The organism is Amycolatopsis tolypomycina, from assembly GCF_900105945.1.
GTDB classification, from domain to species: domain Bacteria; phylum Actinomycetota; class Actinomycetes; order Mycobacteriales; family Pseudonocardiaceae; genus Amycolatopsis; species Amycolatopsis tolypomycina.
This window is the reverse complement of the sequence record NZ_FNSO01000003.1, coordinates 954,451-980,769: the sequence shown is the minus strand read 5'-3', so window position 1 is coordinate 980,769 and position 26,319 is coordinate 954,451. Positions and strand designations below refer to the sequence as shown.

The window sequence follows — 26,319 nt, the reverse complement described above, 5'->3', positions numbered from 1 at the left end:
GTCACTGGTACTGGGGCTGCGGCGGCGAAGCGGGCCCCAGCGAAGGCTCCACCCAGCGGCGGTAGCTGTTCTGCCAGGCGCCGCTGTTGCGGATGTTCTCGAGCACGGCGTTGACGAACTTGACCATGTCCGTGTTTTCCTTGGGCACGCCGATGCCGTAGTTCTCCTGCGAGAACCGGTCGCCGACGACCTGCAGCGTCGGGTCCTGCGCGGCCATCCCGGCGAGGATCGTGTCGTCGGTCGAGATCGCGTCGACCTGGCCCTGCTGCAGCATCACCAGGCAGTCCGACCAGTTGTCCACCGTGATCGCCACCAGCTTCGCCGGGTCCGTCGCGATCTTCGCCGCCGACGTCGACATCTTCGCCGCGCACACCTTCTTGCCGCTCAGGTCGGCCAGCTTGGTCGCCTTCGACTCCTTCGTGACCAGCAGCCGCTGGCCGGCGACGTAGTACACCGACGAGAACTGGACGTCCTTCTTGCGCGCGCAGGTGATGCTGTAGGTCCGGACCACGATGTCGACCTGCTGCTTCTTCAGCACGTCCGCTCGCTGCCCCGACGTGATCGCGCGGAACTGGACGTGGCCCTCGGGCGCGCCGAAGATCTGGCGGGCGATCTCGTTGACCAGGTCGATGTCGAAGCCCTCGAGGTTGCCCGAGGTGGGGTTGCGGAAGCCGAACAGGTAGGTCGTCTGGTCGACGCCGGCGATGAGCTTGCCGCTTTTCTTGATCCTCGCCATGGTCGAGCCGTCGGGGATCGAAATGCCCTTGTCCGGCGCCAGGCTGGCCAGCGGGTTGCAGCTGGTGTCGCTGCCGCCGCCCGCCGACGCGTCCGGGCCGCCGACGTGCGCGGGCTGCGGCCAGCCGGCGTCGCCGACCGGGGCCGGGTCGACCGGTTTCCCGGGGCTGCCGCAGGACGCCGCCAGCAGTGCGACGACCGCCAGCACGCCCGCCCGGACCGTGATGCGCCGCCTGTTCACCGGTACTCCCTCAGTCGCTCCCGGATCCCCATGGTGACACCCGCGGCGGCCACGATCGCCAGTACGGCGAGACCGGGCGCGAGGAGCGTCAGCGCGCGGTCGCCCTGGTGGGTGTCGTCGAGGAATTCCTGCCTGCCGACGTCGATGGCCGCCTGGAGGCTGTCGTCGAGCCGCCGGAACGCCGGCGCCGAGCCGTCGGTCTTGTCCTCCAGCACGGCGAAGTCGACGGCTTCCTGGTACTGGCCGGCGTCGTCCTGCGCGCGGACTTCCTTGTGCGCCTTGAGCCAGTCGTTCGCGGCCTTCGTCGCGTCGGCGACCTTCGCGACGCCTTCGCCGTCCTTGATGAGACCGCGGGCTTCGCCGAGCAGGCCGCCCTGGCCGTCGGGACCGACGAGCTGGGCCGCGTTGTCGTCGAAGTCCTTCTCGTACGCCGCGCCGTCGCCGCGGGCGACCAGCGTCAGCGTTTCGTCCGCGCGGGCCTGCAGCGCGGCGATGCGCGCGCGGACCAGCACGTCGACGCGGTGCGAGCCGTCGTCCTGGCCGCTGCCGACCAGGCTGCCCTGCACGACCAGCGCGACCGCGCCCCACAGCAGCGAAACCACGACGGCAGCCGTCGCGACGACGAGCCCGACGTTGAGCAGCCGGTTGGTGCGCCGGGTCAGGTAGACCTGCGCGGCGATGAGCGCGGCCAGCAGCGCGATCACCAGGATCGTGGCGAGCCACGGGAACCCGGTGGCGCTGTCCTGCTCGTCGATCAGCCGCTCGGTGTCGGCGCGGTAGAGGTCCTGCGCGGCAGGCAGGATCTTCGCCCGCATCAGCTCGGAGGCCTCGCGGAGGTAGGACGCGCCGACCGGGTAGCCGAGCCGGTTGTTCGTCCGCGCCGTCTCGACGAGCCCGGTGTAGACGGGCAGCGACTGGTTGAGGACGTCGACCGGGGCGGCCGCGTCGGCGACGTCCGTGGCGTCGGAGGCGGCCTTGGCGAGCGCGGCGCCGGCTTCGGCGATGTCACGTTCGTAGCGCTGGCGGAGTTCCGGGGGCTCGGTGCCGATGGAGAGGAACGCGCTCGCGGCGGTCGCGTCGGCGTCCGAGAGCGAGCGGTAGACCTGCTGCGCGGCGGCGGCGAGGGGCTCGCGGTGGTCGATGACGCCGCTGATCGTGTCGTCGCGGTCCTGCACCGACAGCGTCGCGACCAGGCCGGCCACGAGCGAGAGCAGCACCAGCCCGACGGCGATCACGGTCAGCCTGCCGGGCGTGGTCGCGGCGGACCGGACGATCGCGCGGACCCCCTGGCCCGGCAGGTCGAGCAGCCCCAGCAGGCCGCTGCGGCCCCCGGCGCGGTCCTGGCCGCCCGGCGGCGACGGTGGGGGTCCCGGCGCGGGCGCCGTCGGCCCCGGGGCCGTCGCAGTGCTGGTCATCCCCGATTCCTCCCCGTGCCATCCGGGGTCTCACCACCCGGATCCCCCCGAAAGACTCGCTGCGAGCCGTACCCGCAGAAGGTAGCCGAGTCGCCGCGCGCGCAGCCACCGGCACCGCCCGCTGTCATCAGCACGTGATCTGGGACGACGTGTTCCCGCGCACACCGGCGATCAGGTCCGCACCTCCGCCAGCACGCGCCAGTCAGCGTCTTCGGGGCCCGCGGTCAGCGTGCCGCCGGCCAGTGCGAGCCGCTCACGCATGCCGGCCAGGCCGAATCCTTCACCTGTCCGAGTGAACGCCCCGAGGTTGTTGCGCACGTCGAGCCGGACGACGCCGGGTGCGTAGCCGAGCCGCATCCGGATGTCCTCGCCCGGCGCGTGCTTGCCGGCGTTGGTCAGGGCTTCCCGTGCGACACCGGCCAGGGCGACGACCGCCGCGGACGGCAGCGCCCGGGTCTCGCCGTCGGCGTCGAAGGCGACGTCGACGCCGTGGTCACGGGCGTGCGCGGCGGCGACCGCGGCGAGGGTTTCGGTGAGCGGCAGGACGTCCCGGCGGAGGGCGGCGACGGCGTCGCGCGCTTCGGCCAGCCCGTCCGCGGCGAGCTTCCGCGAGCGCCGGACCGAGCGCAGCGCACCGTCCACATCGGACCGTTCGGCCAGCAGCGCCTCGGCGAGTTCGAGCTGGACACGCAGCGCGCCCAGCGAATGCGCCAGGACGTCGTGGAGCTCGCGGGCGATCCGGGTGCGTTCGTCGAGCGCGGCGGCACGGGCGTGTTCGGCCTGCGCGAACCGCGTCTGCGCCAACAGGGCCTTGGACTGCGTCGCCTGCACTTCGTACTGGCGGCGGTTGAGCCCGAGCAGCACCAGCAGCAGCATCACGCCGGCGTCGGCGAGCGACTCGCCGAGGGACCGGTCGGCGAGCGCGTGCGAGGTCACCGCCAGTGCGCCGTCCAGGAGGCTGGTGGCAACGATCGCCCCGACGCTGACCGTCGTGAGCGTCGCGAGCCGGCCGAGGGCGATGACGGACAGCAGGATCGCCGACGAGTCCCCGGCCCAGCCGACGATCACCGCCGGCAGTGCGCTCGCGGCGGCGAGCAGCGCGGCCGCCGTCTTCGGCCGGCGCTGTGTCTGCAGGACGAAGCCGAGCCAGCAGGCGGTGGCGACGCCGTACGCGGTCCAGACCCACGGGTTCGCTTCGCGGGCGGTGAGCAGCGTCGCGGCGAAGAAGAGCGTGCCGAGCAGCTGCACCACGAGCCAGCTCGGCGCGATGGTGTCGGGCAGGCGTTTCGGCACGCGTCCATGATCCCGTGCTCGGGCGGTTCAGCCGCGGATGGCCGGGGCGAGCGAGTGCGGGAGCACGGCCTCGGGGTCCGGCGGCCGCCGGACCACCACCTCGACGTCGTCGGCGAAGCGGTACGGCTTCGCGCCGAGGATGCCGCCGAAGTGCCGCCGCAGCCGGGACATCTCGGCGCGGACGGTCACCGTGCGGCCGGCGTCGCCGAACAGGTCGGCCGAAAGCTCGGACGCCGAGCGGCCGTCGCGGTGGCTGGCCAGCACGTACAGCACTTCGGCGTGACGCGGGCTGAGCCGGTGCGTCCAGGTCCCGGCGGCGCCGGCCACGGTGAGCTCGGGCTCGCGCGGCGACCGGACGTCGAGCACGACGCGGGTGGGCGGCGCGGCCTCGTTGTCGGTCAGCCGGATCAGCCAGCCGCCGGGCACCGGCTCGACCGAGCAGCCGCCGTACGCGGGCAGCCAGACCCGGCCGGGCCCGAGGCCGGTGGGCAGCGCGACCCGGTCGACCGGCGCGAGACCAGCGGCCGCGGCGACCCAGCCGTGTTCGTCGGCCACGACCGCCCGTCCGCCGACCTTGGCGAGGAGCGGGACGGCGAAGCCGCGAAGCCGTTCGAGCTCGGTGAGGTGGCTGGTGCGCAGCTGGGCTTCCGCCAGCCGCGTGACGGCGTCGACCAGCGCCAACGTCGTCGCGTGGACGGTCGAGGCAGGCCCGGAGAGGTCGACGACGCCGAGCAGCCTGCCGTCGCGCGGGTCGTGCAGCGGTGCGGCCGCGCACGTCCAGGAGTGCTGGGCCCGGACGTAATGTTCGGCCGAGTACACCTGCAGCGGGCTGCGCGCGACCAGCGCGGTGCCGATCGCGTTCGTGCCGACGGCTTCCTCCTGCCAGTCGACGCCTTCGACGAAGCCGAGCCCGTCGGCCCGGCGGCGGACCGCGGCGCTGCCGTCCCGCCACAGGACGGCGCCGCCCGCGTCGGCGATCACCATGATGTGCGCGGCCTGCTCGGCGAGGCTGATGAGCCCGCCGCGCAGGACCGGCAGCGCCTTGGCCAGGCCGCTCGCGCGACGGCGCGCTTCCAGCTGTTCGAAGGTCAGGACGGGCGCGGCGGCCCTGCCGTCCGGGTCCAGGCCCAGCCGGCGCATCCGCTGCCAGGAGGCGTCGATGACCGGCCGCGGCCGGCTCGGCAGCTTCCGGCCGCTCAGGGCCGCTTCGTGCACCTGCGCGAGGACACGGGCGTGCCGCCGTGGATCCGCCCCGGCCGGCAACGCCGCCTCGAGGTCTCGCTGCCCCAACCGCCGCTCCTTGTGCTGTACCTCCTCGGAGTCTGCCGTTTCGGCCGGATGATCGGTAGGTGGCGCGCGTCGCGCTCGGACGCCGGTCAGTAGGTGACGTAGACGCCGGTCTCCAGGTCTGGCGGAGCCGGCTCGGGCGCGGCGACCGAGTCTTCGACGAGCCGGGCGACTTCGGCGTCGATGGCGTCGAGGACCTGTTCGCGCAGCTCACCGCTGTCGGTGACGCGGGTGCGGAACCGCTGGAGGCAGTCCTCGACGTGCCGCGGAAAGCCGGCTTCGATCAGGGTCGGACCACCGCCGTCGCGGGCGCGACCGACCGCCTCCCCCGCCGCTTCGTGGACGGCGAAAAAGTCGGATCCGTCGACGACGACCCCCGGCACGCCGAGCCCGGCCACCCGATCGGCGTAACCGGGGTCCTCGGTGACGAAGATGGCGGGGAGGTGCCAGGCCGACGCGAGGTTCAGCGCCTCCAGCGTCGTCGTGGGGCAGTCGCCGAGGAAGGCCACGCCGACGCCGCCCGTGTCGCGCTGCTGGGCGGCGATCGCGGCGCCACAGATCAGCAGCGGGACGCCGCCGAGCGCGTCCGCCGCGACCGGCCGGCGGTGTTTGCGCACCTCGGCCACCACGGCCCGGACGTCGACGCCCTTGGCGATGCGCCGGCTGTGCTGCCGGTGGGTGCCGGCGATGGCGTCCCGCTCGTCGAGGTGGAGGCAGACACCGACGGCCAAGGCCTCCTCGCCGGGGTCCCCGGTGCCGACCCGGTCCGCGACGGCCCGGATGGTCCGCATCACGCGGTACGCACCCCGCAGGGCGTCTGTCATCTTCGGCGCTCCTTCCCCGGATCGGTATCCGCGCGCAGCAGCCCTTTCCGGGCGGCTTCCGCCATCGCCGCCCGGACGTCGACGACCCACGGCCCGTCCGGCTTGAGCTCGACGAAAGCGCTCTCTCCGGTCTTCAGCTCGAGTTCGCGTTCGCCGTCGAGCGCGATGACCCCGCCCGCGGCCGCGAGCTCGACGCGCACGCCCGGCTGCAGGATTCCCCAGCCGCGCACCCCGACCGGCCGCACGAGCCCGGGCGCGATCGGCGCGTGCACGACGTACGGCGTCTCCTCGGCCCGCCCGAGCTGCAGCGCAACGCCGTCGGGGCTCGACCGGGGGCTCGGACAGAGTTGGCCTGGAACGCTCGAGAGGCCGATGCCGTCCGGCTCGGCGAAGGTGCAGTACAGCTCGGTGAGCGACGACGGGTCCCACAGCGCCCGCGCCCCGATGTGCCTGCTCAGCGACACGCAGACGTCGACGAGGGCGATCTCCCGCCGCGCCTTGGTGACGACTTCCAGCACGCTGACGCGGTGGGTGACGAGGTCGGGGTCGACCTGCCCGGTGGCGATCAACCCGGCGGCCAGCCCGGCGACGGTCGCCTCCCGCATCTGCGGGAAGGCGTTGTTGGTCCCGGTGGAGAGGGCGAGGAGCGGGACGTCTTCGCAGGCCGCGGCGGCCACGCGGGCGGTCCCGTCCCCACCGAGGACGACGATGACCCCGGCGCCGGCCTCGACCATCCGGCGCACGGCGTTCGTGGTGTCGGCCGCGGTGCCGGTGATCGGGTCGTCCTCGCAGAAGTCGACCTTCGGCCAGCTGCCACCGCGGCCGAGGGCGCGCAGGACAGCGGCGGAGATGCCGCCGAGGTCGGTCGAGACGAGGGCGCGATCGAGCCCGGTGACGGCGAACGCCGCCAGCAGCCGCTGAACCATGTTCGCCTTTTCCGCGGTGGGGAACACCGACGCCTGCGCGACCAGCCGGCGGATGTCCCGCCCCGAAGCGGGGTTCGCGACGATCCCCGCCACCGTTTCACCCACCTGACCTCCCATTCTTTCACCGGAGAACAGGAGACTCCGCGATCGGGCGGAGCGGAAGGGTTGCAGGGCGTTGCAGTGTCTGTCGTAGCCCTCGGGAAGCGACGCAGATCACATCCGCGCGTCTCACCTGGTGATCTCCAGTGGACAGTCCAACCTGGAGTCGCGGGCGGTGAAGAACCAACCGGGGCGAGTTCCCGGCGCTACGGAACCAGGTCGACGGCGCCTTCGAAAGTGAAACCGGCTCCCGCGACCGCGGCCCGGACGTCGTCTTCGACGAGAGCGGCCTCGGCGCGCACGGTGACCCGGCCGGCCGGGACGTCGACGTCCACTTCGGCCACTCCGGGCAGTGCGGTGATTTCCTCGGTCACCGACTGGGCGCAGTGCCCGCAGCTCATCCCGGAAACGGTGTAAACGTGCTCGATCATGGTGCGCAGCCTACGAAAAGGGCCGCCACCCCGAACGGGTGACGGCCCTTTCCCAAGATCAAAGTCAGATCACGGTGACCGACGTGGCCTGCGGGCCCTTCTGGCCCTGGCCGATCTCGAACTCGACGCGAGCGTTCTCCTCGAGGGTACGGAAGCCGTTACCCTGGATCTCGCTGTAGTGAACGAAGACGTCGCCGCCACCGTTGTCGGGGGTGATGAAGCCGAACCCCTTCTCGGAGTTGAACCACTTCACAGTGCCCTGAGTCATCAAAAATCTCCATGTGTAACACCAAAACAGGAAGCCACTTCGGCGACCCGGGTCAGCACCCGGACGGTTTGCTTCCTCGGTGAGGAGACACTACGCCCGCTGAGTTCTGCGAGCGTGAAGCATCACGAACACAAAAATCGAGACCTTAGGCAGTAAAGCACAACTTGACCAGGGCGGACAAGCCATCTTCACCCGGGCGAGGTGAGCTATTCGCCACTCGCCGGGCGCAGCCCCTCGGTGGCGAACGGCGAGCGCCAGGTGGCGTCCCGATCGGCGGCGACCACGGCGTCGTCGTGGGCCTCTGAGCTGGCGCTGAACAGCACCGGCACGACGCCGGAGGACTTCCGCGGTTCGGATGCGTGCTGGTGATCGGTCACGTCGAAACTCCCCTCGTTCCCTGCCCGCTTCGGCGCGGGTCATGACCGTGATGGTGCCATGCGGCACCGACAGAAACCGGTTGTCTCCCGCCGGGACCCGGCCGGGAAGGTTCAGCGGCGAACCACCACCGGAACACCGTCAGGCTACCCGAGCCAACGCCCTGCTACCACACGACATTCCCAGCTTTTCCGGAACGAAACAGAGCAAAACCGTTACTGGACGGGAGGTTGCGGACGTGCCTGCGCGAGCAGGGCCGAGATCCGCACGTCCGGAGTAACGACGTCGGGGTCCGTCCGCACGTCGATGACGCACGGCCGCTGCCGCACGAGCGCGCTGGCGATGATGGGCTCGAGTTCTTCTCGATCGTCCACGGTGTACCCGGCCGCGCCCAGTCCACGCGCCCAGGACGCGAAGTCGGTCAGCGGGATGGAGACCCCGGTGAGCCGGCCGTACGTGCGGGCCTGGTGCATCGCGAGGGCGCCGTGCACGCCGTTCTGGAAGACGACCACCATCACCGGCGCCCGGTACCGGACGGCCGTTTCGATCTCCTGCCCGGTCATCAGCGTCCCGGCGTCCCCGACCATGGCCACGACGGTCCGCCGCGGCTCGGCGAGTTTCGCGGCAACGGCCGCCGGCACGGCGTACCCCATCGCGGCGTTGCTCGGACCGAGCTGGCTGCGCGGTGCCGTGAAGCACCAGTAGCGGTGCATGAACTGCGCGAAGTTCCCCGCGTCGCTGGTCACGATGGTGTCCTCGGGCGCCAGCTTCCGCAGCGCGCGGACGACGTCGACGGGGTGCACCCGCGTGTTCCCGCTGGTGTCGGGCGGGGTCATGAAGGTGTGGACGGCCGCGTTCGCCGCCGAAGCCCGCCTCGTCCGCGGCGACGCCACCTCCCGCAGCTCCCGCAGGAACGGCTCGACCTCGGAGTCGACGCGGAAGGTCAGCCCCCGCCGTTTCGGGCTGACATCGATGCCGGTGCCGACCATGACCAGCGTCTGCTGCGCGGTCGGGTACCGGTAGGCCTGCGTCGTCACCTCGTCGAGCTGGGTGCCGAGCGCGAGCACCAGGTCGGCGCGCTCGAGCGCGTCCAGCTGCCGGGCCGGGATGCCGAGCCCGAGGTGACCGGCGTAGCGGGCATGGTTTTCCGGGAAGGCGTCCTGCCGCCGGAAGGCGTTGTAGACGGGCAGCGCGAGCTCGTCGGCAACGGCGATCAGCTCGTCCCGAGCCGACCGCGCCCGCCCCCCGACGATGACGACGGGGTACTTGGCCTCGTCCACCAGCTGCGCCACGGCGTCCGCCGAACGGCCCAGCGTCCCGGACGCCGGCGGCCGCACCCGCGCCATCGGCTTCGCCGCGTCGTAGGGCATCCCCCAGATGTCACAGGGCACGCCGAGCACGACCGGTCCGGGCCGCCCTTCCTGCGACGTCGTCAGCGCGTGCGCGAGCAGCCCCGGCAGCCCGTCCGGGTCGGTCACCCGCAATGTCGACTTGGCGATCGACTCGAACATGGCTGTCAGGTCGGAAGTCGGCAGCTCCCCGGACGAAGACGGCACGGGTTCGATCGCCGGCGTCTCCAGCAGCACGACCATCGGTGTCTCGTCCTGGTACGCCGTTTGGACGCCGATGGCGAGGCTCGCCGCGCTCGGCCCCCGGCTGGCGAGCAGCACGGCGGGACGTTCGGTGAGCTTCCCTTCGGCCTCCGCCATGAACGCCGCGCCCGCATCGTGGCGCGCCGAGACCAGCGTGATCTCCCGCTCCCGCTGCAGGGCGTCGAGCAGCTCCAGGAAGGACTCACCGACCACCGCGTACACACGGCGGACACGCGCCTCGGTCAGGATCCGCACGGCCGTCTGGGCGACGGTCGCTCCCAGTTGGTATCTAATGAGGAGAGCTTAGGCGGGCACCGTTCAGTGCAGTCAAGTGATCTTCACCGAAACCGGACAAGGATAGGCCGAATGTCCGCTTTGACCGACTGTCAGCCGATCAAGGGAGCGAGGACCACCGCTTGACCGCCACCGAACATGAAACTGTTTTTACTTATGGCGCACCGGCGTTGAAGTACGGCACCGGAGCCAGCGACGAGATCGGCTACGACCTCACCCAGTACGGCGCCCACCGCGTGCTCGTGGTGACGGACCCCCAGGTCGCCGCGACGGGCTGGCCCCAGCGCATAGCCGACGGCATAGCGGGCTACGGCATCCAGGCCGAGATCTTCGACGGCGTACACGTCGAGCCCACCGATGTCAGCATGCAGAAGGCGGTTGACTTCGCCCGCGGAACCGGCCCGTACGACGCCTTCGTCGCCGTCGGCGGCGGCTCAGCGATCGACACAGCCAAGGCCGCGAACCTCTTGACGAGCAACGACGGCGACCTGATGGACTACGTCAACGCCCCCGTCGGCGGCGGCCGCGCCCCAGCCAGGCCGTTGAAGCCGCTGGTCGCGGTGCCCACCACCACCGGCACGGGCTCGGAGAGCACCACGGTCTGCGTCCTGGACGTGCTGTCCCTGCGCGTCAAGAGCGGAATCAGCCACCTCCGGCTGCGCCCGACCCTGGCGGTTGTCGACCCCCGGCTCACCGTCAGCCAGCCACCCGCGGTGACGGCCGCCAGCGGCATGGACATCCTTTGCCACGCGGCCGAGAGCTACACCGCCAAGCCGTACACCGAGTTCGAGCGCAAGCGCCCGGAACTGCGCGTGCCGTACTGCGGCGCGAACCCGCTGGCCGACATGTTCGCCGAGCAGTCACTCCGGTTGCTGTCGTGGGCCCTCCCGGCCGCCGTGCGCGACGGTTCCGACGTCAAGGCCCGCGAGGCCATGGCCCTAGCCGCGACGTTCGCCGGGCTCGGGTTCGGCAACGCCGGCGTGCACATCCCGCACGCGAACGCCTATCCGATCGCCGGCCAGGTGAGGGATTTCCACCCGGACGGCTACCCGGGCGAAGAACCCATGGTGCCGCACGGCATGGCCGTCTCCCTGACAGCGCCCGCCGCGTTCCGCTTCACCTTCGACGCGGCACCGGACCGCCACCTGCGCGTCGCCCGCCTCCTGGCACCCGACTTCGAGTGGCCCGGCGACTTCGCCGACCACCTGCCCGCGGTGCTGATCGACCTGGTGCGGCAAATCGGCATCCCGGACGGCATCGGCGCCGTCGGTTACACGGAGTCCGATGTGGACTCCCTCGTGGAGGGAACCCTCAAGCAGCAGCGGCTGCTGGCCACCGCACCACGCGAGGCATCCGCGGACGACCTGTCCGAGATCCTCCGCGGATCGGTGTCGCTGTGGTGAACGGGTATCCGCACTGGCAGACGGTGCCGTTGCGCTGGAAGGACAACGACGTCTACGGACACGTCAACAACGTCGTCCACTACTCATTGATGGACACGGTGATCAACACGTGGCTCATCGAGCAGGGCAGCCTCGACATCGAGACCGGGGCGGTGATCGGGCTGTGCGTCGAGTCGCACTGTGCGTATCACTCATCGGTGTCCTTTCCTGGGTCGATGAAGGTCGGTTTGCGGGTGGCGCACCTCGGGAAGTCCAGCGTCCGCTACGAGATCGGGATGTACGCCGCCGACGAGTCCCTGGTCGCCGAAGGGCACTTCGTGCACGTCTTCGTCGACCGCGAGTCCCGCCGGCCGACACCGGTCTCCGGCAAGCTGCGCGAGGCCTTGGAAGCACTGCAACCCGCCTGACGTCGTATTCACCTCCTCTCCGGCGACGCCGGGCCGGCTGCGTTCCAGTACTTCCGATGATGCATCACCTCACCGACAAGAACGGCCGATCGGCCCGAGTTGTCCACAGGCCGCGCAAAATCGCCGAGTTGTCCACAGATTTCCGTCGAGGGGTTCCCCACCCCCTCGACGGCGATAAGCTGGAAAGCCCATGAGATCGGTCCACAGTGGATGGGCAGTTCCCTCACCGGAGCGTTGGTAACACGGATGGCGACCTAGGCGTCGATCCGGTTGCGGCGGAAGTGTGGTGGGCGGACGGCTCGAGAGTGGTTTCGCCCCGTCGCCGGAAGGCGCCCCGGCGGCCACGAAACCCACACACGGAAGTGGACCCAGTGGTCGCGCGTCCGCTCCCGGCGGGCGCCCCGCGGGCGGACGCGCCACCACACCCATGTGGCCTGGCGAAGGTCGCGGATTCGTCGCCGGAAGGCGCCCCGGCGACGACCGCACCACCACCGTCAGGGCTTGGTAGAGATAGCGGACCCGGCGCCGGCAGGCGTCCGGCGGCGGGGCCGCGTCTCTACCGCAGGCAGCCGCCCCCTGATGCGGGGCGGTCGGCTGCCTGCACGGCAGTCGAGGCGATACCGGTCAGCGGCCGGAAGCCGAAGAAGAGGGCGTGCCGCCCAGGAAAGGCAGTACCTCTGTCCCATCGAGGAGAGCAGCGAGCGAGAGGAGGACCCCCGCCCCGCCGGTCTTGACGTCCATCGAGAGACGCAGGAGACGGTGGCCAGGGAAGGCGAGGCCACCCTTGAACGGCACCGCGTACATGGCCAGCCACGCCAGGTGCTGATCGACCGTCGCGCGGATCGGCTGCTCCGCGTCCCGATTCGCGGACAGCGCCACCGCCAGCCCGCACCGGCCGTTCAGCAACCCTGGATGATCGACGAACTCGCCCCGGCACGCTTCGCGCAGGGCGGGAAGACTCACAGCGGCCTCCGCAGCCGGACAGTGCCGAGCCAGCTGCTCGGCGGCCAGGAGAATCCCGGCACTACCGACACCGGCGTAGGGCAACGTGCGTGCCACGCCGTCGCGGACGTGCAACGAGCCGTCGTCGAATTCGATGCATTCTTCGAGGTCGCGGCACAGTGCCTGGTCGGCGAAGGACAGCCAAGCCGGCTCGCCGGTGCGCTCGAAGAGCCGGATGAACAGCAGCGCGGGTCCGGACCAGCCGGACAGCAGGCCGGCTCGAGCGGAGTTCCCCGGCGGCGCCGCAGTCTCCAGCCCTTCGGCCAGCCGCACGGCCGTGGTCAGGGCTTGGCGGCCGAACTCGTTGTCCTGGCGGGCGGTCGCGAAGTGCAGCAGCGTCAACCCGATACCGGCCAGACCACTCTCCAGGGAGTGGTCGGTCGTCTGCTCGACGAGCCGCGCGGACGACGTGAGCAGCTTGCCCGCCTCGTCGTGGTGCCCGAAGTTCTCCAGCACGTAGGCGATGCCCGCGCTGCCGTCGTAGAAGCCGGGCCGGGTCGGTGGGTCGCGACGGACCGCGTCGATCAGCCAGCGTTCGTGCTCGGGGAAGCGACCGGCACCGGTGACGTCGAGGGCGTGCAGCACGCCCGCGGCACCGACGCCGAAACAGGCGCCGCCGACGCCGGCCTGTTCGATGTCACCGGGGAACAGCCTGTCTTGGCGTGCGGGAGTCGCGCTGGCCAGGATTGCTTCGGCGATCTGCTTGCGGACCAGCGACCAGTCCGGTTTCTCGTGGTCGAGCTCGGTATGGAGCGGTGCCGGCTCCGCGGAGCTTTCACGCGGGGCCAGCACCGTGACTGCGTTGTCGGCGTACCCCGCAGGCAGCGCGAACCGGCGTTCGACGAAGTCGGCGATACGGCGCAGCTTCGCCGGAGCAATCTCCGTCAGCGGCCAAAGCGGCAAGAACAACCAGAGCCGCAGCGCTGCGATGGCGCACTCGTCGATCTCGACGCCGACGCGGTCGGCCGGAACGCGGAAGCCGGGCGCACCCGGTGCCGGGCGGTCGCCGGTCTCGGCGTCGAACGCCGTCCCGAAACTGGACAGAGAGATTCGGTCGTGGTCGTCCTCGTCGATCACAACGTTCAGCGGATGTAGCTCGCCCAGGACGATGCCGCGAGCATGGACCGCCTCGATCGTCTTCTCCACTGCCGCGACGATGTCCAGGGCGCGGCGGGTGTAGGTGGCGAGGGCGGCGGCCGTCGGGCTTCGCCTGGTCAGCGGGTGGTGCCGGGGCAGCCAGTCGGCCAGTGAGGTTCCCGGCAGGTGCTCGACGGCTAGGTAGTGGCGCTCCGAGACGGTGAACCGCTCGACGACTCGTGGCACGCCTGGGACGCCGGCGAGCCGGTCGAGGAGCTCCTGCTCGCGGTGGAGCCGCTCGATGGCGTCGACGTGCGCCTCGTCGAGACCGGCGTGCGGGCGAGCCTCCTTCAGGACGACCTGGTCGCCGCCCGCTTTGGGGTTGGCGAGGTAGCTGCCGCCGCCGTTCGAGATGTGCAGGGGGCTTCCCACTCGGTACGGGAACCGGGTCTGAGGATCGCCTTTGCGCGAGACGATGCTGCTTTGCAAACAGGCCGGGAGCTTCACCCAGTCGGGCAACGAGAACGTCGGCTTGCGGTTGTCGGGCACCAGCCGGCCGTCCGGCTTGCGGATCGCCGGGACTCGGGTGCCCTCGTGTTCGACCCACTGCTGCGCGAATGCGCCGTAACGCACGTAGAGGGGACCGTCGCCGTAGCGCAAGCCGCTGGAAATCGCCGGGCCGTGCTCGTCGGCGAGCCTCGACGAGAGGTCTGTCAGTACCCGATCCAGCTCGTTGTTGTCGACCGGATAAATGGTCGCCAGCTCGACGCCTCCGACGTCGGTCGCGTATTTCGAATTTCGTGCCAGCAGCGTCACCTTCGAGCGGAGGTGCTTGTAGGCGATCCCGTGCGCGATGCAGCACTCGTACACCTGCGCCAGCACCCGGGTCGCGTTGTCCAGACCAGCGGAAACGTGGATCTGCCAGCCCTGCGCAGGCAGAACACTCTTGTCCGGATGCATCGAGCGCCAGACGCCTCGGTCGGTGGCAGCCCAGCCGGCGGCCGCCTGGGTGAGCGGTGTGGCGAAGTCGTCGGCCGGCGCGTCGTTTTCCTGCTGCTCGTCATAGAACAACGGGTCGGCGAAGCAAAAAGCTTCGTAGCGCAGGTCCATCCGAGATACCCCTCCGTGCGAGCCCCCCGGACACACGGGTCCCGGGACGAGGAATATTCCCCCACGCCGAACGGTCTCGGGCCAATCCGCCAACCCGGCGGTTCAACTGGGCTATCCGAGGTAGGCAAAAGGACACTTACCTGTCAGTAGTCGAACCCAGGGTGATTTTCCCGAAGTCGAGCACCACACCATAGTGGCGTAACATGAAGTCTTTTCTGGCATTTCTGCAGGTCCGTCCAAGGATCAGCAGGAGCCTCCATGAAATTGGCGGGATGCCATCAACCACCAAGCGGTGATCAATTTTCACGATGAACATTATTCTCGTGAGCTGCCGAGGCACGCGGGTGGTCCGCACCACGCTCGCGGCACCTCGGCCAACGGACCCGGCGGTACCACGGAGTAAGTTGACGGCGGCGGACCGGAAGGAGGAACGGGTGATCTTCGGATTCGCCGTGACGGTCGCCGTGGCTGCCACGGTCGTCGCGCTCTGGAGCTTCGTCCAGTCGGCTCGGAACCGGCTTCCGGACAACCCGCTGCTGATCGCGCTCGCGGTCCTCGAACTGCTGCTGGTCGCGCAGCTGGTGATCGGGATCGTGCTGCTCGCCGGCGGTGACCGGCCCGGCAGCCTGGCCACCTACCTGGCCTACCTGATCGGCTCGCTGGTCGTGCTGCCCGTCGGCGCCGCCTGGGCGCTGGCCGAACGGAGCCGGTCGAGTACCGCGGTGCTCGGCATCGCCTGCCTGGCCATCCCGGTGATGGTGCTGCGACTGAACGAGGTGTGGAGTGGAGCAACAGCGTAGGACGGCCAGCGGCCCCGGCCGGGTGCTCGTCGCCGTGTACGCGATCTTCGCGCTGGCCGCGACGTCGCGGGCCGGTGTCCAGATCGGCACGAAGTTCCACGAAGCCCCGCTCGCCTACCTGCTCTCGGCGTTCGCCGCGGCCGTCTACATCGTCGCCACGGTCGCGCTCGCCCGGCGTGGTGACGGCTGGTGGCGCGTGGCCCTCGTGGCCTGCTCGATCGAACTGCTGGGCGTGCTGACGATCGGCACGCTGAGCCTCGTCGACGAAGCCGCCTTCCGGCACCCGACCGTCTGGTCGGTCTACGGCGAGGGCTACCTGTTCATCCCGCTGGTGCTGCCGGTCATCGGCCTTTACTGGCTGCGGAAGTCGGCGCCGGCCAAGGCGGACGTCGCCGCCTAGGCGAGGCCCGCGCAGTCGAACAGCAGCCCGGCCGTCGCGGCGTCCGGGCCGATCCGGGTGGGCGGCACCGGACGGCAGTGCTTCGCCTCCCAGCCGATCCGGCGGGTGAGCTCGACGGCGTCGCCCGGGGCGCCGGAAGCCGCGCCGGACGCCGCGCCGGCGTGGCCCATCTCCACGAACACCCGTGGCAGGAGCACGAACCGCAGCTTTCCGGCCGACACCCACGTCTGGAGCTCGGCCGCGGACGGTGCCGGGTCGAAGCCGAGGTAACCGCCGAGCGGTGCCACGCGGGCCTCGGTGTTCAGCAGGAACGGGTCCGCGCCATACGTCCCGCCCTCGACGGCCAGCGTGATCGCCGTCGACGGCGCCTGTGCCACCGCGTACGCGAGCACCTCGCGCTGGCCGGTGCCGAGCCGGTACGCGCTGTCCATGAACCGGATGTACCCGGCCTCGGCCGCCGCTCCCGTGTTCACCGCGACGACCGTGCTCAACGCGGCCGCCGAGGACGGTCCGGCACCCGGGTCGGCCGACTCCAGCACGCTGACCGGCCGCGACGCCGTCTCGACGACGAAGGCCGCGGGCCCGGCCACGATGGCGGCCAGCCCCGTCACGACGGCGACGCGCGAAGCCCGCATGAGCGCCGCGACGACGGCGAGCAACCCCAGCGCGAGGACCGTGAAGCGCAGCCACGGGAGCCAATCCGGTGTCCGGGAGAGGAGCACGTACGCGAGTGCTGCCGTCCCCGCCACCGCGGCCGGCAGCGCGAACCGGCCGGCGGCCGCCGAGCGGTGCCACCGCCACGCCGTGACCAGCCCCGCTGCCGCCAGTGCCGCGATGGCCGGCGCCAGCTCGGCCGTGTAGTACGGGTGGAAGATTCCGCCGGTGAACGAGAAGACCGCGACGCCCACGACCAGCCAGCCGCCCCACAGTGCCCAGCCCACTTTCGCGGAGGGGACAGCGCCGCGGGCCCGGCATGCGGCGACGGCCAACGAGCCCAGCGCGAGCGGCAGCAGCCACGCGATCTGCCCACCGACCTCGCTGTCGAACAGCCGCAGCGGTCCCGGGCCGCCGCCGAGGGCCGTGCCGACCGTGGCTCCGAAGCCGCCGCCGACCAGGCGCGTCAGGCCGTTGTAGCCGAAAGCCAGCTGCCAGACCGAACCGTCCGTGGTGCTGCCGACGAACGGGCGCACCCCCGGCCACAGGCTCACCACGACCGGCCAGGACAGCGACACCACCAGCGTCACCGCTCCGGCCGCCGCGAGCCGGGCCAGGCGACCCCCACGCGAGCCGGGCGCCGCCACGAAATACGCCAGCGCCAGGCCGGGCAAGACGATCCACGCGGCGAGCATCTTCGTCAGGAAGCCCAGGCCGACGAACACCCCGGCCCAGAGCAGCCACCGCGGGGCCGCCACCGCCCGGGTGACGCAGTACGCGGCGAGCAGCAGCAGGAGCACCAGCAGGGTGTCCGGCAGGTTGTCGCGGTTGACCGCCGCGGTGACCGGTGTCAGCGCGAACAACCCCGCGGCGAGCAACGCCGTCGACGGCCCGGCCCAGCGGCGCACCACCCGGTGCAGGACGAACACCGCGGCGACGCCTTCGACCGCCTGGACCAGCGCGATCGCCCACGGGTGGAAGCCGAACACGGCCACGCCGAGCGTCTGGGTCCAGAACGCGAGCGGCGGTTTGTCGACCGTGACGACGCCGGCCGGGTCGAAGCCCGCGAAGAAGAACGCCGAGACGCTCTGGGACATCGAATGCACGGCCGCCGCGTAGTACGGCTGCAGCGTCCGGTCACCCAGTGCCCACGACCACGCCACCGCCGCGACGACCAGGACCGCCCCCACCGCGATCCGCTCGCCACGCCCCGTCCGCACCTCGGCTGTCAGCGTCATGACTCCCCCTCCGGTTTCCCGCCCCGGAAACGCTAGGGCGGCGCGACGCCGGAGTCCTCAAGCCGCGGGTCGATCTCCGTCAACCCGGAGGTTGAGCCGGAACAGTACGGGAACTGCACGTACCCCACTCCCGGCAATAAATACGGATTCGACCGGCGACTTTCGTCGGTTCCGGACATTCGCCGGCAACTCGGACAATCTCCGGGTTCGGTCCCCACCGGCTTTCCCCCGCACGGTTCTCCCCCGCGCGAAAAGGAGTCAGCGTGAAATTCGGCAAGTTCGTCCTGCTGGCCGCGAGCACCGCTCTGGCCGTCGTCGGCCTCGGCGGTCCGGCGGCCGCCGACAGCACCCCGCAGGCCCAGCCGTCGATCATCGGCGGCAGCAACGCCACCAGCGGCCCCTGGGCGGCCCGGCTGTTCGTCAACGGCCGGCAGAACTGCACCGCGACGATCATCGCCCCGCAGTACATCCTCACCGCCAAGCACTGCGTCAGCAGCTCCGGCACCTACACATTCCGCATCGGCAGCCTGGACCAGACCAGCGGCGGGACGATGGCCACCGGCTCCACCATCACGCGCTACCCGGGCTCCGCCGACCTGGCGATCGTCCGGCTCACCACCTCGGTGAACGCCACCTACTCGCCGCTCGGCAGCGTCGGTGACGTCTCGGTCGGCCAGAACGTCTCGGTCTACGGCTGGGGCGCGACCAGCCAGTGCGGCTCCGAGATCAACTGCCAGTCGCGGTACCTGAAGGTCGCGACCGTGCGGGTGAACTCGATCGGCTGCAGCGACTACACCGGAGGCGTCGCGGTGTGCGCGAACCGCGTCAACGGCATCACCGCCGGCGGCGACTCCGGTGGCCCGATGTTCGCCTCCGGCCGCCAGGTCGGCGTCGCGTCGACCAGCGACCGGGTGAACAACACGGCGTACACCAACATCACGCGTTATCGCAGCTGGATTTCGCAGGTGGCGGGCGTCTGATACAGCCGAGAAAAGGACCCGGCCCCGCAAGGCCGGGTCCTTTTCTCGATCAGGACGTCGAAATGTCGTCGAGCTGTTCGGCGGCGGGCCGCACCGGGTAGAGGTCGCCGCCCGGCTGCACCGGCACCCGCGGCAAGGCTGCCCACGCGGCGCGGTCACCCGCGTCGGCCGCCGCGTGCAGGACGTCCAGCGCCGCGTAGGGCCGGAAGTCCAGCTCGGGGTACGGCCACACCGACGGCCCCTGCGTGGCGGCCGGGATCAGGAAGTCGACCGCGGCGAACAGCGTCGCGCCGCTCGGTGCCGTGTAGTGCCACAGGTCGACGCCGACGTGCTTGCCGATCTGCGCGAGCCGGGTCAGCGCGACCAGGTTGAACGTCGAGTAGTGCCAGCTGCGCGTCCGGCTCGTCTCCTGCGGCTGCAGGCCGCCGGCCTGGATCTGCGGCGCGATCCGCTGGGGCCCGGCGTCGCGCACGATGGCCGCCGCCAGGTCGCGCTGCCCGGTGCCGAGCGCGAGCGCGGCGGTGAGCATGTCGTAGAAGCTGCCGTGGTTGTTCTGGGCCTTGGCTTCGTCGGTGCCGTTCTTGCTGGTGCGCAACCAGTCCAGGAACTGCGTGTACCAGCCGGCCATGCCGGCCTGGTCGGTCTTCGTCCAGCCGGGTGCGCCGGTGGCCAGGATCGCGGTGGCGTCGACGACCTGGCTCAGCGTGTAGGCGAACTCGATGATGCCGATGCCACGGCCGTCCACCTTGCACGGGATGCCCTGCGCGAAGTTCATGTTCGGGTTCATCTTCGTGGCCGCGTCGAGGAACCACGTGCGCAGGTCGAGCGCCGCACGCTCGGCGTACCGCGCGTCGCCGGTGTAGTACCAGGCGAGCGCGAGCCGGTAGATCGCGGCGAACGCGCGGCCGCGGTAGGCGTGGTCGGTGATCTCGTCGACGATCGGGTTGCGCTGGCCGTCGCGCTGGACGAACGGGCAGCCCCACGGGTTCTCCGCGGTCGGTGGCGTGGTCGGCCACCAGTAGGGCGCCAGGCTGAGGTAGTCGTGCTTGTCCCCGCTGGGCGGGACCTGTTTCTTCGCCGTGACGCTCCACGGCCCCGCCGTCAGGTCGGTTCTCGCGGCGGCGAGGAGGTTGTTCAACGCCGTCCGGGACGTCTTTTCGCCGGCCAGGGCGGCGAACTTCGTGCGCAGCAACTGTTTTCCGTCGAGGACGGCCGTGGGTGGCGCGCACACTGCCCCGATGACCGGGACGGTGCAGCCGGTGGGTCTCGACGCGGCTTCGGCCGGCGCCGCAAAAGTGGCAACGAGGCCGACTGCGGTGAGCGCAGCCACGACGGTGTGGCGGAGAACCATGTCCGCTCCATTCACAAATATGAACATCAGACCTGTGAGTGAATGGAGAGTACGCATGTGAACGTTAACGGCGCAATGGCCGCACAATCAGAAGTCGCGGGGCCGGAAGAAGGCCACGAGCCGCGCCGTGCGGAGGTCGTCCCACGGATCCGCCGTGGCGAGCAGGGCCGCGGCGCCGGTCGGGAACTTGGTCTGAACCTGCCGGGTGTCGTCCCCGAAGCCGGCGAGGTGCAGGGTCACGTCGCTGACCCCGGGCTCGTGCCCGACGAGCGCCAGCGTGGTGACGTCGGACGGCGTCCGGCGAGCGGCGTTCAGCAGCTCGGGGACGTCGGCGCCGTAGAGGTCGTCGTCGTATTCGACGGGCGGCGGCGCGGGCAGCTCGTCGCTCACGCGCTGCCAGGTTTCCCGCGTGCGGCGAGCGGTGGAGCAGACGACGAGCTCGGGGACGTGCCCCTCCCCGGTGAGCCACCGGCCGAGCTTCGGCGCGTCACGGATGCCGCGCGGCGCGAGGGGTCGCTCGTGGTCGGGCAGGCCCGCCGACCAGTCCGACTTCGCGTGCCGGAGCACGATGAGCCACCTCGTCTCGTCCATGGCCGCCACCCTAACGGCGAAGGGGCCCTGGAGCGGTTCGCTCCAGGGCCCCGGTTCCGGCTCGGCCGATCACGGCCGGGTCGACACACCCGGCAGGTTCATCCACAGCAGCTTGCTGCCGTCCAGCCCGGACACGACGGGCACGGAAGGCACCGGGCTGTCGCTGCGCGACTCGTGCCCGGTCGCCCCGGCGACGGCGGCCGGCAGACCACCGAGCGTCTTACCCGACATCTCGCCCAGCGCGCCGGTGGCCTTGCCGATGGCGTCGGCCGAACCGCCGCCGAGCAGGCCCAGCGCGTTTTCGACGCCGTCGGCACCGAGGCCGGGCGCGTCGGTCCGGGCCGACACGTCGTCGCGGGCCAGCGGCGACACCCCGCCGAGCGCACCGGTCAGGTCGAGCTCGACCGGGATCTGCGCGGCCTCGGTCCGGCCGACCACGACCTGGGTCGTGTCGGTGCCCGTGTTGAGCACCTCCGCCAGCACCGGGATCGTCACGTTCTTCACCTGCGGCACCAGGCCCACCGGGATCTGCACCGCCGGCTTGGCCGTCGGCGTGCCGCTGACCTGGCTGTCCACCGTGCTGTCGACGTGGTTGTTCACCGTCGACAGCGCACCGACGCCCCAGCGGAACACCGCGGGGTCGGCCGCGACCGGCACGTCGAGCAGGGCGCCGCTGAGCGCACCGCTGCCGGCCGTGGTCTCGTCGCCGCCGTCGGTCGCCGTCAGGTCGTTCTGGACGTCGTTCGTCGCCGACCCGATGGCCGAGATGCCCAGGCCGTAGACCTGCGGCATCGCCTGCGGGTCGGCCGAGACGATGTCGCCGGAGAGCGCGCCGCCCGTGCCGTCGGTGACGATCGGGCCGCCGGAGACGAGGTCGTAGGCGTTCTCGGTGTGGTTGGCCGTGTTGGCCATCAGCGAGATCGACTGGCCGGTCGCCTGGACCAGCGGCTGGATCGGGGCCGCGACGGCGTCCCCGGCGATCGCACCGTCCACACCGGACGTGTACGTCGTGCCGCCGGCGTGCGAGCTGACGTCGTTGTCCGCGTCGGTGACCGCGCCACCGATCCAGGACACCGCCCAGCTGCTGACCTGGCCGGCCCCGCCGATCGGCGCCTCGACGACGTTGCCGGCCACGGCGCCGTTGTCACCGCTGGCGTAGTTCGGGCCGCCGGAATTGAACTCCGTGACGTTGGTGCCGATCGCCTCGGCGTTGCCGCCCCAGGTGGCACCGATCGTGTTGACCTGCACCGGAAGCGAGCTCGCCTGGTCGACGATGTTGCCGGCGACGGCGCCGCCCTTGCCGGTCGCCGAGTCGGCGCCGCCGGTGTGGACGTGGGTGATGAAGTCGCCGTGGCTGGTCGGGTTGCCGCCCCACGCACCGGCGATGTTCATCACCTGGGCGCCGACGGCTTCCGGCGCGGTGACGATGTTGCTGGAGACCACACCGCCGTCGTCGTCGGTGTTGTTGTCCCCGCCCGAGGTGAGGCACTTGTGCTCGGTCATCGTCGAGGTCGGGATGCCGCCCCACGCGTAGGCGCCGTTGAGCACCTCGACCGGCGTCGCCAGCGGCGCGTCGACGAGGTTGCCCGCCGCCACGGAGTTGTTGCCCGACGTGCCCTGGAAGCCGCCCGCGACCACGTTTTCGGCGTTGGAGCACGACGAAGTCGGGATGCCGCCCCACGCGCCGGCGTTGCAGATGACGTCGGCGTCGCCGGCCAGCGACGGGCCGACGATGTTGCCGCCGCCCACCGAGTTGTCACCGTGGTCGTAGGTGTTGCCGCCGACCACGGAGTCGACGGTGGTGTAGCACTCGGCGGTGGAGATGCCGCCCCAGTCGCCCGCCGTGCCGCAGACCTGGGCCGGGAGCGTCGCCGGCGCGTCGGCGACGGTGCCGCCGACGAGCGAGCTGTCGCCGTTGGTCACCTGGCCGCCACCGGCGTGCGCGGTGTTCTCGTGCGTGCAGTGGGTGGAAGTGATGCCGCCCCACGCGCCGGTGTTGCAGGAAGCCACGACGGGCTCCGCCACCTGCGGGTGCGCGACCGTCCCGCCGGCGAGCGAGCCGGCGCCGCCGGTGTAGACGTCACCGCCGGCCGTCGAGTCGACGAAGCTGGCGCCCATCGCGTCGGCCAGGCCACCCCACGCGGCGGAGTTGTGGTTGCCGGTCACTGGCAGCGCGACCGGCGCGTCGGCGACCGTGCCGCTCGCGACCGACTTCGTGCCGTCGGTGACGTCGCCGCCGCCGGCCTGCGCGCTGTAGTCGTTGGTGCAGGTCGTGCCGGTGATCCCGCCCCACGGGCCGGTCGTGCAGTTGACCTCGGCGGGGCCGGCCACCTGCGGGTGGACGACGCTGCCGGCGGCCAGCGCCTCGGTGCCGGCGGTGAGGACTTCGCCGCCCGCGACCGAACCGACGTTGTTCTCGGAGTCGGCGAAGGCCTGGCCGCCCCACGCGCCCGCGGTGCCGAGCACGGTGACCGGCAGGGCCACCGGGGCCTCGGCGCCCGTGCCGCCGGCGACGGACTTGACGCCGTCGGTGACGATGCCGCCCCCGGTGTTCGCGTTCAGGTTGTTCACGGAGTCGGTGTTGGTGAGGCCGCCCCAGGCACCCGAGGTGCCGTTGACCGCGACCGGGCCCGCGACCTCGGGGGCGAGCGCGGTGCCGCCGGCCAGCGAACCCTGGCCGCCCGTCGTGGCGTACGAGCCGCTGTTTTCGCCTTCACGCGCGGCGGATCCGGCGGCGGTGCCGGCCTCGGCGAGCACGGTGTTGACCGTGTTCGCGGTGCCCTTGCCGCCCCAGCCGGCGGCGGTGCCGTCGACCTGCGGCGCGACCGCGACCGGGACGCCGCCGATGGTGCCCGAGGCGACGCCGTCGTTGCCGCTGGTGGTCAGCTGACCGGGCGAGTGCGCGCCCTGCGTCGTGGTGGTGTTGACCGTGCCGGTGCCGCCCCAGCCGGCGGCGGTGTTGTTGACACCGATCGGCAGCCCGCCCTGGACCGCGGCGATCGTGCCGGACACGACACCGTTGTCGCCGTTGGTGGTGACCGGGCCGCCGACCGTGCTGTCCTGGGTGGCGAAGCCGTCGACCGTCGCGTTGGACAGCGTGCCGAACGCGAGGTTGTTGACGCCGACCGGCGCCGTCACCGGCGCGGTGACGACGTTGCCGCCGGCGGGCTTGCCCTCGCCGGTGGTGGTGATCGGGCCGCCCTGCTGGTGGATCTGCTGCGAGTCGTTGACGACGTGGGAGTCGCCGGCCGCGCCGACCGCCCAGCCCGTGACCTGGACCGGAACCGACACGTCGGGCTTGACGACGTTGCCGAGCAGGGCACCCGCGAGCGGCGCGCTCGAGTCGTGCAGCACCGTGCCGGTGTTGATGTCGGCGTCGGTGTCGAGCGGCAGCGGCGTCTCGCCGGCGGGCGTGCCGAGGTTGATCTTGCGGATCTGGATCGGCACGGACGCGCCACCGTCCAGCGGCGACGGAGCGAGGTCGGGGTTGACCTGCTCTTCGGCGGACGCGATGCCGGTGCCCAGCATCATCAGGCCGCCGGCCAACATCGCGGACTGCAGCCCGCGCCTGGCCCAAGGGTGCATTACCTGTTCTCCTGTTCGTGTTTTCGCGGTCTCAGTTGCTGGTTTCCTGCGCGCGACGCCGCGCGGACCGGACGAGGACGACACCCAAAACGAGGCTGACGACACCGAAGACAATCCACCACGTCAGATTCGCGCCGGTCGTCGCCAGCAGCCCGCCACCCCCGACGACACCGCCGATTCCAGGTCGATACACGATTTTTTCTCCGATTTTCCACATGACCGCGTCGCGCGCGACGGCTTGCCGACGCACGCCGCACCGCAGGAACCGCGAATGAATTGATCGAGACAGTATCCGCGGCGCAACAAAGGGCGCAAACGGGACGACCACACTACACCTGATAGTGGGGTTTGAACTGCTCAGCTGTGGTTACAAACTCAGGTCGATCACGGATTCGACCAGGAACTACCCGAACAACTGACGTCCGAACGAGTGATCAACCCCGCGCGGATGCGCGCACAGCAACCCCGTTATCGTGCGGCCAACGCCCTGTTTCCTCCTCCACGGAGCAACGCAATGAGCCTGTCGTTATTGCTGAGCTGTGCGCAGGCGTTCGCGATTGTCATGAGCGCGGCGTTCGTCCTCTACGTCTGCGGGATCATCGTGCCGTACCTGCGGCACCAACCCACATGGCCCGGCGATCCGACGCTGTTCCGGTGGCATTTCTTCGTGCCGTGCCGCGACGAGGAACTCGTCATCGGGGACACCGTCCGTTACCTGCGGACGCGATTCCGTGCCGCGCACGTCTGGGTGATCGACGACCATTCCGACGACCGCACCCTCGAGGTCGTGCGGCGGCTGCAGGGCCGGCGTGACCCGCGGCTGCACGTCGTCGCCCGCCGCCGTCCGCACGCCCGCACGGGCAAGAGCGACGCGCTCAACGCCGCCTACCGCGCCCTGCGCGCGTGGATCGGCCCCGAGGACGACGGCGCGAACACGATCGTCGTGGTGGTCGACGCGGACGGCAGGCCGGCGTGGAACTGCCTGTACGTCTGCACGGCTCCCCACCTCTTCGGCGACCCGTCGGTCGGCGCGGTGCAGATCGACGTCCGGATGGGCAACCGCGGCACGGCGCCCCGGGCGGGTGGCCGGGTCCGCCGCAGGTTCGGCCGGGCGCTCGTGCGCATGCAGGACCTCGAGTTCCGCACGGCGATCGCGGCGATCCAGATGTCCCGCGGCCACACGGGAACGATCGCCATGGGCGGCAACGGCCAGTTCACGAGGCTGTCGGCGCTCGATTCGATCGCCGGCCCGCAGCGCCGTCCCTGGCGCGGCTCGCTGCTCGAGGACTTCGAGCTCGGTGTCCACTTGCTGACGGCGGGCTGGAAGACGGGCTTCAGCGTGGACACGCACGTCGACCAGGAGGGGCTGTACAGCATGCGGCGGTTCCTGGCGCAGCGAACCCGTTGGAGCCAGGGCACGATGCAGTGCGCGCGGTACGCCCGCAGGATCTGGAAGTCGCCGCACCTGACGACGTTCGGCGCGGCGGAGATGCTCTACTACCTGGCCCAGCCATGGATGCAGCTGCTGGGCAGCGTGGTCTACCCGATCCCGTTGGTACTGCTGACGATCCAAGCGGTGGCCGAGCCGGCGGCGGTGTGGGAGTGGTTCACCGGCGGCGCCTGGAAGTCACTGTTGCTGTACGGGATCGCGGGCCTGCTGCCGTTCCTGATCTGGGGGCCGGTGTACCGCAAGCACTGCGAGCCGAAGTCCGGGCCGCTGCGCGGAATCGCGTACGGGCTGGGCTACGCGTGCTACATCTACACGTTCTACATCACGGTGTGGCGGGCGGTGTTCCGGCTGGTTCGCGGGCGGAACGGCTGGGCGAAGACGCGACGCAACACCGAGCAGGCGAACACCAAGGTGGTGGCGCTGGACCGGTGAATTAACCCGGTAGGGTGACCCCTCGACGCAGTTGATCTACAACTCTGGGTGGTCATCAT

General features: G+C 71.0%; 22 protein-coding genes. 6 read left to right on the top strand and 16 right to left on the bottom strand.

Features of this window, described 5'->3' with window-relative positions; translation table 11 throughout:
- Nucleotide 1: 1 nt before the first annotated feature.
- The 10 genes from BLW76_RS10315 to BLW76_RS10275 all read right to left on the bottom strand — a co-directional run bounded on the left by BLW76_RS10315 (nucleotide 2) and on the right by BLW76_RS10275 (nucleotide 9,768).
- The gene (locus BLW76_RS10315; protein ID WP_244170118.1) at nucleotides 2–976 is read right to left on the bottom strand and encodes a glutamate ABC transporter substrate-binding protein; all 975 of its coding nucleotides are present in this window, start codon (nucleotides 974–976) and stop codon (nucleotides 2–4) included.
- Nucleotides 973–2,391, bottom strand: coding sequence for a type 2 periplasmic-binding domain-containing protein (locus BLW76_RS10310; RefSeq protein WP_091305710.1), 1,419 nt, complete (start codon nucleotides 2,389–2,391; stop codon nucleotides 973–975). The genes BLW76_RS10315 and BLW76_RS10310 overlap by 4 nt, the downstream gene beginning before the upstream one ends.
- Nucleotides 2,392–2,562: 171 nt before the next feature.
- On the bottom strand, nucleotides 2,563–3,684 hold the full coding sequence (locus BLW76_RS10305; RefSeq protein ID WP_091305709.1) for a sensor histidine kinase: 1,122 nt from the start codon (nucleotides 3,682–3,684) through the stop codon (nucleotides 2,563–2,565).
- Between the two features lie 27 nt (nucleotides 3,685–3,711).
- Nucleotides 3,712–4,974, bottom strand: a complete 1,263-nt coding sequence (locus BLW76_RS10300; protein WP_091305708.1) for a helix-turn-helix domain-containing protein — start codon at nucleotides 4,972–4,974, stop codon at nucleotides 3,712–3,714.
- Between the two features lie 86 nt (nucleotides 4,975–5,060).
- Nucleotides 5,061–5,795, bottom strand: coding sequence for a thiamine pyrophosphate-dependent enzyme (locus BLW76_RS10295; protein WP_091305707.1), 735 nt, complete (start codon nucleotides 5,793–5,795; stop codon nucleotides 5,061–5,063).
- Nucleotides 5,792–6,826: an ATP-NAD kinase family protein gene (locus BLW76_RS10290; RefSeq protein WP_091305706.1), complete on the bottom strand. Its 1,035-nt coding sequence runs from the start codon at nucleotides 6,824–6,826 to the stop codon at nucleotides 5,792–5,794. The genes BLW76_RS10295 and BLW76_RS10290 overlap by 4 nt, the downstream gene beginning before the upstream one ends.
- 200 nt (nucleotides 6,827–7,026) lie before the next feature.
- Nucleotides 7,027–7,251 carry a heavy-metal-associated domain-containing protein gene (locus BLW76_RS10285; RefSeq protein ID WP_091305705.1) on the bottom strand — a complete coding sequence of 75 codons (225 nt, stop codon included), beginning with the start codon at nucleotides 7,249–7,251 and terminating at the stop codon, nucleotides 7,027–7,029.
- A gap of 64 nt (nucleotides 7,252–7,315) precedes the next feature.
- On the bottom strand, nucleotides 7,316–7,519 hold the full coding sequence (locus tag BLW76_RS10280) for a cold-shock protein (RefSeq protein ID WP_004563013.1): 204 nt from the start codon (nucleotides 7,517–7,519) through the stop codon (nucleotides 7,316–7,318).
- Between the two features lie 206 nt (nucleotides 7,520–7,725).
- Nucleotides 7,726–7,896: a hypothetical protein gene (locus tag BLW76_RS48410; protein ID WP_167384549.1), complete on the bottom strand. Its 171-nt coding sequence runs from the start codon at nucleotides 7,894–7,896 to the stop codon at nucleotides 7,726–7,728.
- A gap of 213 nt (nucleotides 7,897–8,109) precedes the next feature.
- The gene (locus BLW76_RS10275) at nucleotides 8,110–9,768 is read right to left on the bottom strand and encodes a thiamine pyrophosphate-binding protein (RefSeq protein ID WP_091305704.1); all 1,659 of its coding nucleotides are present in this window, start codon (nucleotides 9,766–9,768) and stop codon (nucleotides 8,110–8,112) included.
- Nucleotides 9,769–9,902: 134 nt separating this feature from the next.
- Between BLW76_RS10275 and BLW76_RS10270 the strand changes: the two genes are divergently transcribed.
- Both BLW76_RS10270 and BLW76_RS10265 read left to right on the top strand, forming a co-directional pair.
- Complete coding sequence (locus BLW76_RS10270; protein ID WP_091305703.1) at nucleotides 9,903–11,183, top strand: hydroxyacid-oxoacid transhydrogenase; 1,281 nt, start codon at nucleotides 9,903–9,905, stop codon at nucleotides 11,181–11,183.
- Nucleotides 11,177–11,590, top strand: coding sequence for an acyl-CoA thioesterase (locus BLW76_RS10265; protein WP_091305702.1), 414 nt, complete (start codon nucleotides 11,177–11,179; stop codon nucleotides 11,588–11,590). Before BLW76_RS10270 ends, BLW76_RS10265 begins: the two co-directional genes overlap by 7 nt.
- A gap of 624 nt (nucleotides 11,591–12,214) precedes the next feature.
- Here BLW76_RS10265 and lanKC read toward each other — a convergent pair.
- On the bottom strand, nucleotides 12,215–14,779 hold the full coding sequence (gene lanKC / locus BLW76_RS10260; protein ID WP_091305701.1) for a class III lanthionine synthetase LanKC: 2,565 nt from the start codon (nucleotides 14,777–14,779) through the stop codon (nucleotides 12,215–12,217).
- A 434-nt stretch (nucleotides 14,780–15,213) separates the two neighbouring features.
- Here lanKC and BLW76_RS10255 point away from each other — a divergent pair, with 434 nt between their 5' ends.
- On the top strand, nucleotides 15,214–15,579 hold the full coding sequence (locus BLW76_RS10255; protein ID WP_091305932.1) for a hypothetical protein: 366 nt from the start codon (nucleotides 15,214–15,216) through the stop codon (nucleotides 15,577–15,579).
- Between the two features lie 22 nt (nucleotides 15,580–15,601).
- Nucleotides 15,602–15,979, top strand: coding sequence for a hypothetical protein (locus BLW76_RS10250; RefSeq protein WP_091305700.1), 378 nt, complete (start codon nucleotides 15,602–15,604; stop codon nucleotides 15,977–15,979).
- Here BLW76_RS10250 and BLW76_RS10245 read toward each other — a convergent pair.
- Entirely contained in the window at nucleotides 15,976–17,871 is a 1,896-nt protein-coding gene (locus BLW76_RS10245) for an ArnT family glycosyltransferase (protein ID WP_091305699.1), read from the bottom strand. The two genes, BLW76_RS10250 and BLW76_RS10245, sit on opposite strands and share 4 nt — an antisense overlap.
- A 263-nt stretch (nucleotides 17,872–18,134) precedes the next feature.
- Between BLW76_RS10245 and BLW76_RS10240 the strand changes: the two genes are divergently transcribed.
- Nucleotides 18,135–18,851, top strand: coding sequence for a S1 family peptidase (locus BLW76_RS10240; RefSeq protein ID WP_091305698.1), 717 nt, complete (start codon nucleotides 18,135–18,137; stop codon nucleotides 18,849–18,851).
- Between the two features lie 49 nt (nucleotides 18,852–18,900).
- Here the strand turns inward: BLW76_RS10240 and BLW76_RS10235 are convergent, their stop codons facing one another.
- The 4 genes from BLW76_RS10235 to BLW76_RS10220 form a co-directional block, all read right to left on the bottom strand.
- A complete protein-coding gene (locus tag BLW76_RS10235) occupies nucleotides 18,901–20,202 on the bottom strand; it encodes an alginate lyase family protein (protein ID WP_091305697.1) in 1,302 nt (433 codons plus the stop codon).
- 87 nt (nucleotides 20,203–20,289) lie between these two features.
- Nucleotides 20,290–20,793: a SixA phosphatase family protein gene (locus tag BLW76_RS10230; RefSeq protein ID WP_091305696.1), complete on the bottom strand. Its 504-nt coding sequence runs from the start codon at nucleotides 20,791–20,793 to the stop codon at nucleotides 20,290–20,292.
- A 69-nt stretch (nucleotides 20,794–20,862) separates the two neighbouring features.
- Nucleotides 20,863–24,378 carry a beta strand repeat-containing protein gene (locus BLW76_RS10225; RefSeq protein ID WP_091305694.1) on the bottom strand — a complete coding sequence of 1,172 codons (3,516 nt, stop codon included), beginning with the start codon at nucleotides 24,376–24,378 and terminating at the stop codon, nucleotides 20,863–20,865.
- Between the two features lie 31 nt (nucleotides 24,379–24,409).
- Nucleotides 24,410–24,628, bottom strand: a complete 219-nt coding sequence (locus BLW76_RS10220; protein ID WP_341866473.1) for a peptidase — start codon at nucleotides 24,626–24,628, stop codon at nucleotides 24,410–24,412.
- Between the two features lie 264 nt (nucleotides 24,629–24,892).
- On the opposite strand from BLW76_RS10220, the gene BLW76_RS10215 reads away from it, so the two are divergent.
- Nucleotides 24,893–26,260: an XrtP-associated glycosyltransferase gene (locus tag BLW76_RS10215; protein WP_244170116.1), complete on the top strand. Its 1,368-nt coding sequence runs from the start codon at nucleotides 24,893–24,895 to the stop codon at nucleotides 26,258–26,260.
- The last annotated feature ends 59 nt before the right edge of the window (nucleotides 26,261–26,319 follow it).

Excerpts from the sequence above, each read along its gene's own strand:
- BLW76_RS10215 (WP_244170116.1), top strand. The coding sequence starts at position 24,893 with ATGAGCCTGTCGTTATTGCTGAGCTGTGCGCAGGCGTTCGCGATTGTC.
- BLW76_RS10280 (WP_004563013.1), bottom strand. The coding sequence starts at position 7,519 with ATGACTCAGGGCACTGTGAAGTGGTTCAACTCCGAGAAGGGGTTCGGC.
- BLW76_RS10235 (WP_091305697.1), bottom strand. The coding sequence starts at position 20,202 with ATGGTTCTCCGCCACACCGTCGTGGCTGCGCTCACCGCAGTCGGCCTC.
- BLW76_RS10245 (WP_091305699.1), bottom strand. The coding sequence starts at position 17,871 with ATGACGCTGACAGCCGAGGTGCGGACGGGGCGTGGCGAGCGGATCGCG.
- lanKC (WP_091305701.1), bottom strand. The coding sequence starts at position 14,779 with ATGGACCTGCGCTACGAAGCTTTTTGCTTCGCCGACCCGTTGTTCTAT.
- BLW76_RS10285 (WP_091305705.1), bottom strand. The coding sequence starts at position 7,251 with ATGATCGAGCACGTTTACACCGTTTCCGGGATGAGCTGCGGGCACTGC.
- BLW76_RS10295 (WP_091305707.1), bottom strand. The coding sequence starts at position 5,795 with ATGACAGACGCCCTGCGGGGTGCGTACCGCGTGATGCGGACCATCCGG.
- BLW76_RS10310 (WP_091305710.1), bottom strand. The coding sequence starts at position 2,391 with ATGACCAGCACTGCGACGGCCCCGGGGCCGACGGCGCCCGCGCCGGGA.
- BLW76_RS10230 (WP_091305696.1), bottom strand. The coding sequence starts at position 20,793 with ATGGACGAGACGAGGTGGCTCATCGTGCTCCGGCACGCGAAGTCGGAC.
- BLW76_RS10225 (WP_091305694.1), bottom strand. The coding sequence starts at position 24,378 with ATGCACCCTTGGGCCAGGCGCGGGCTGCAGTCCGCGATGTTGGCCGGC.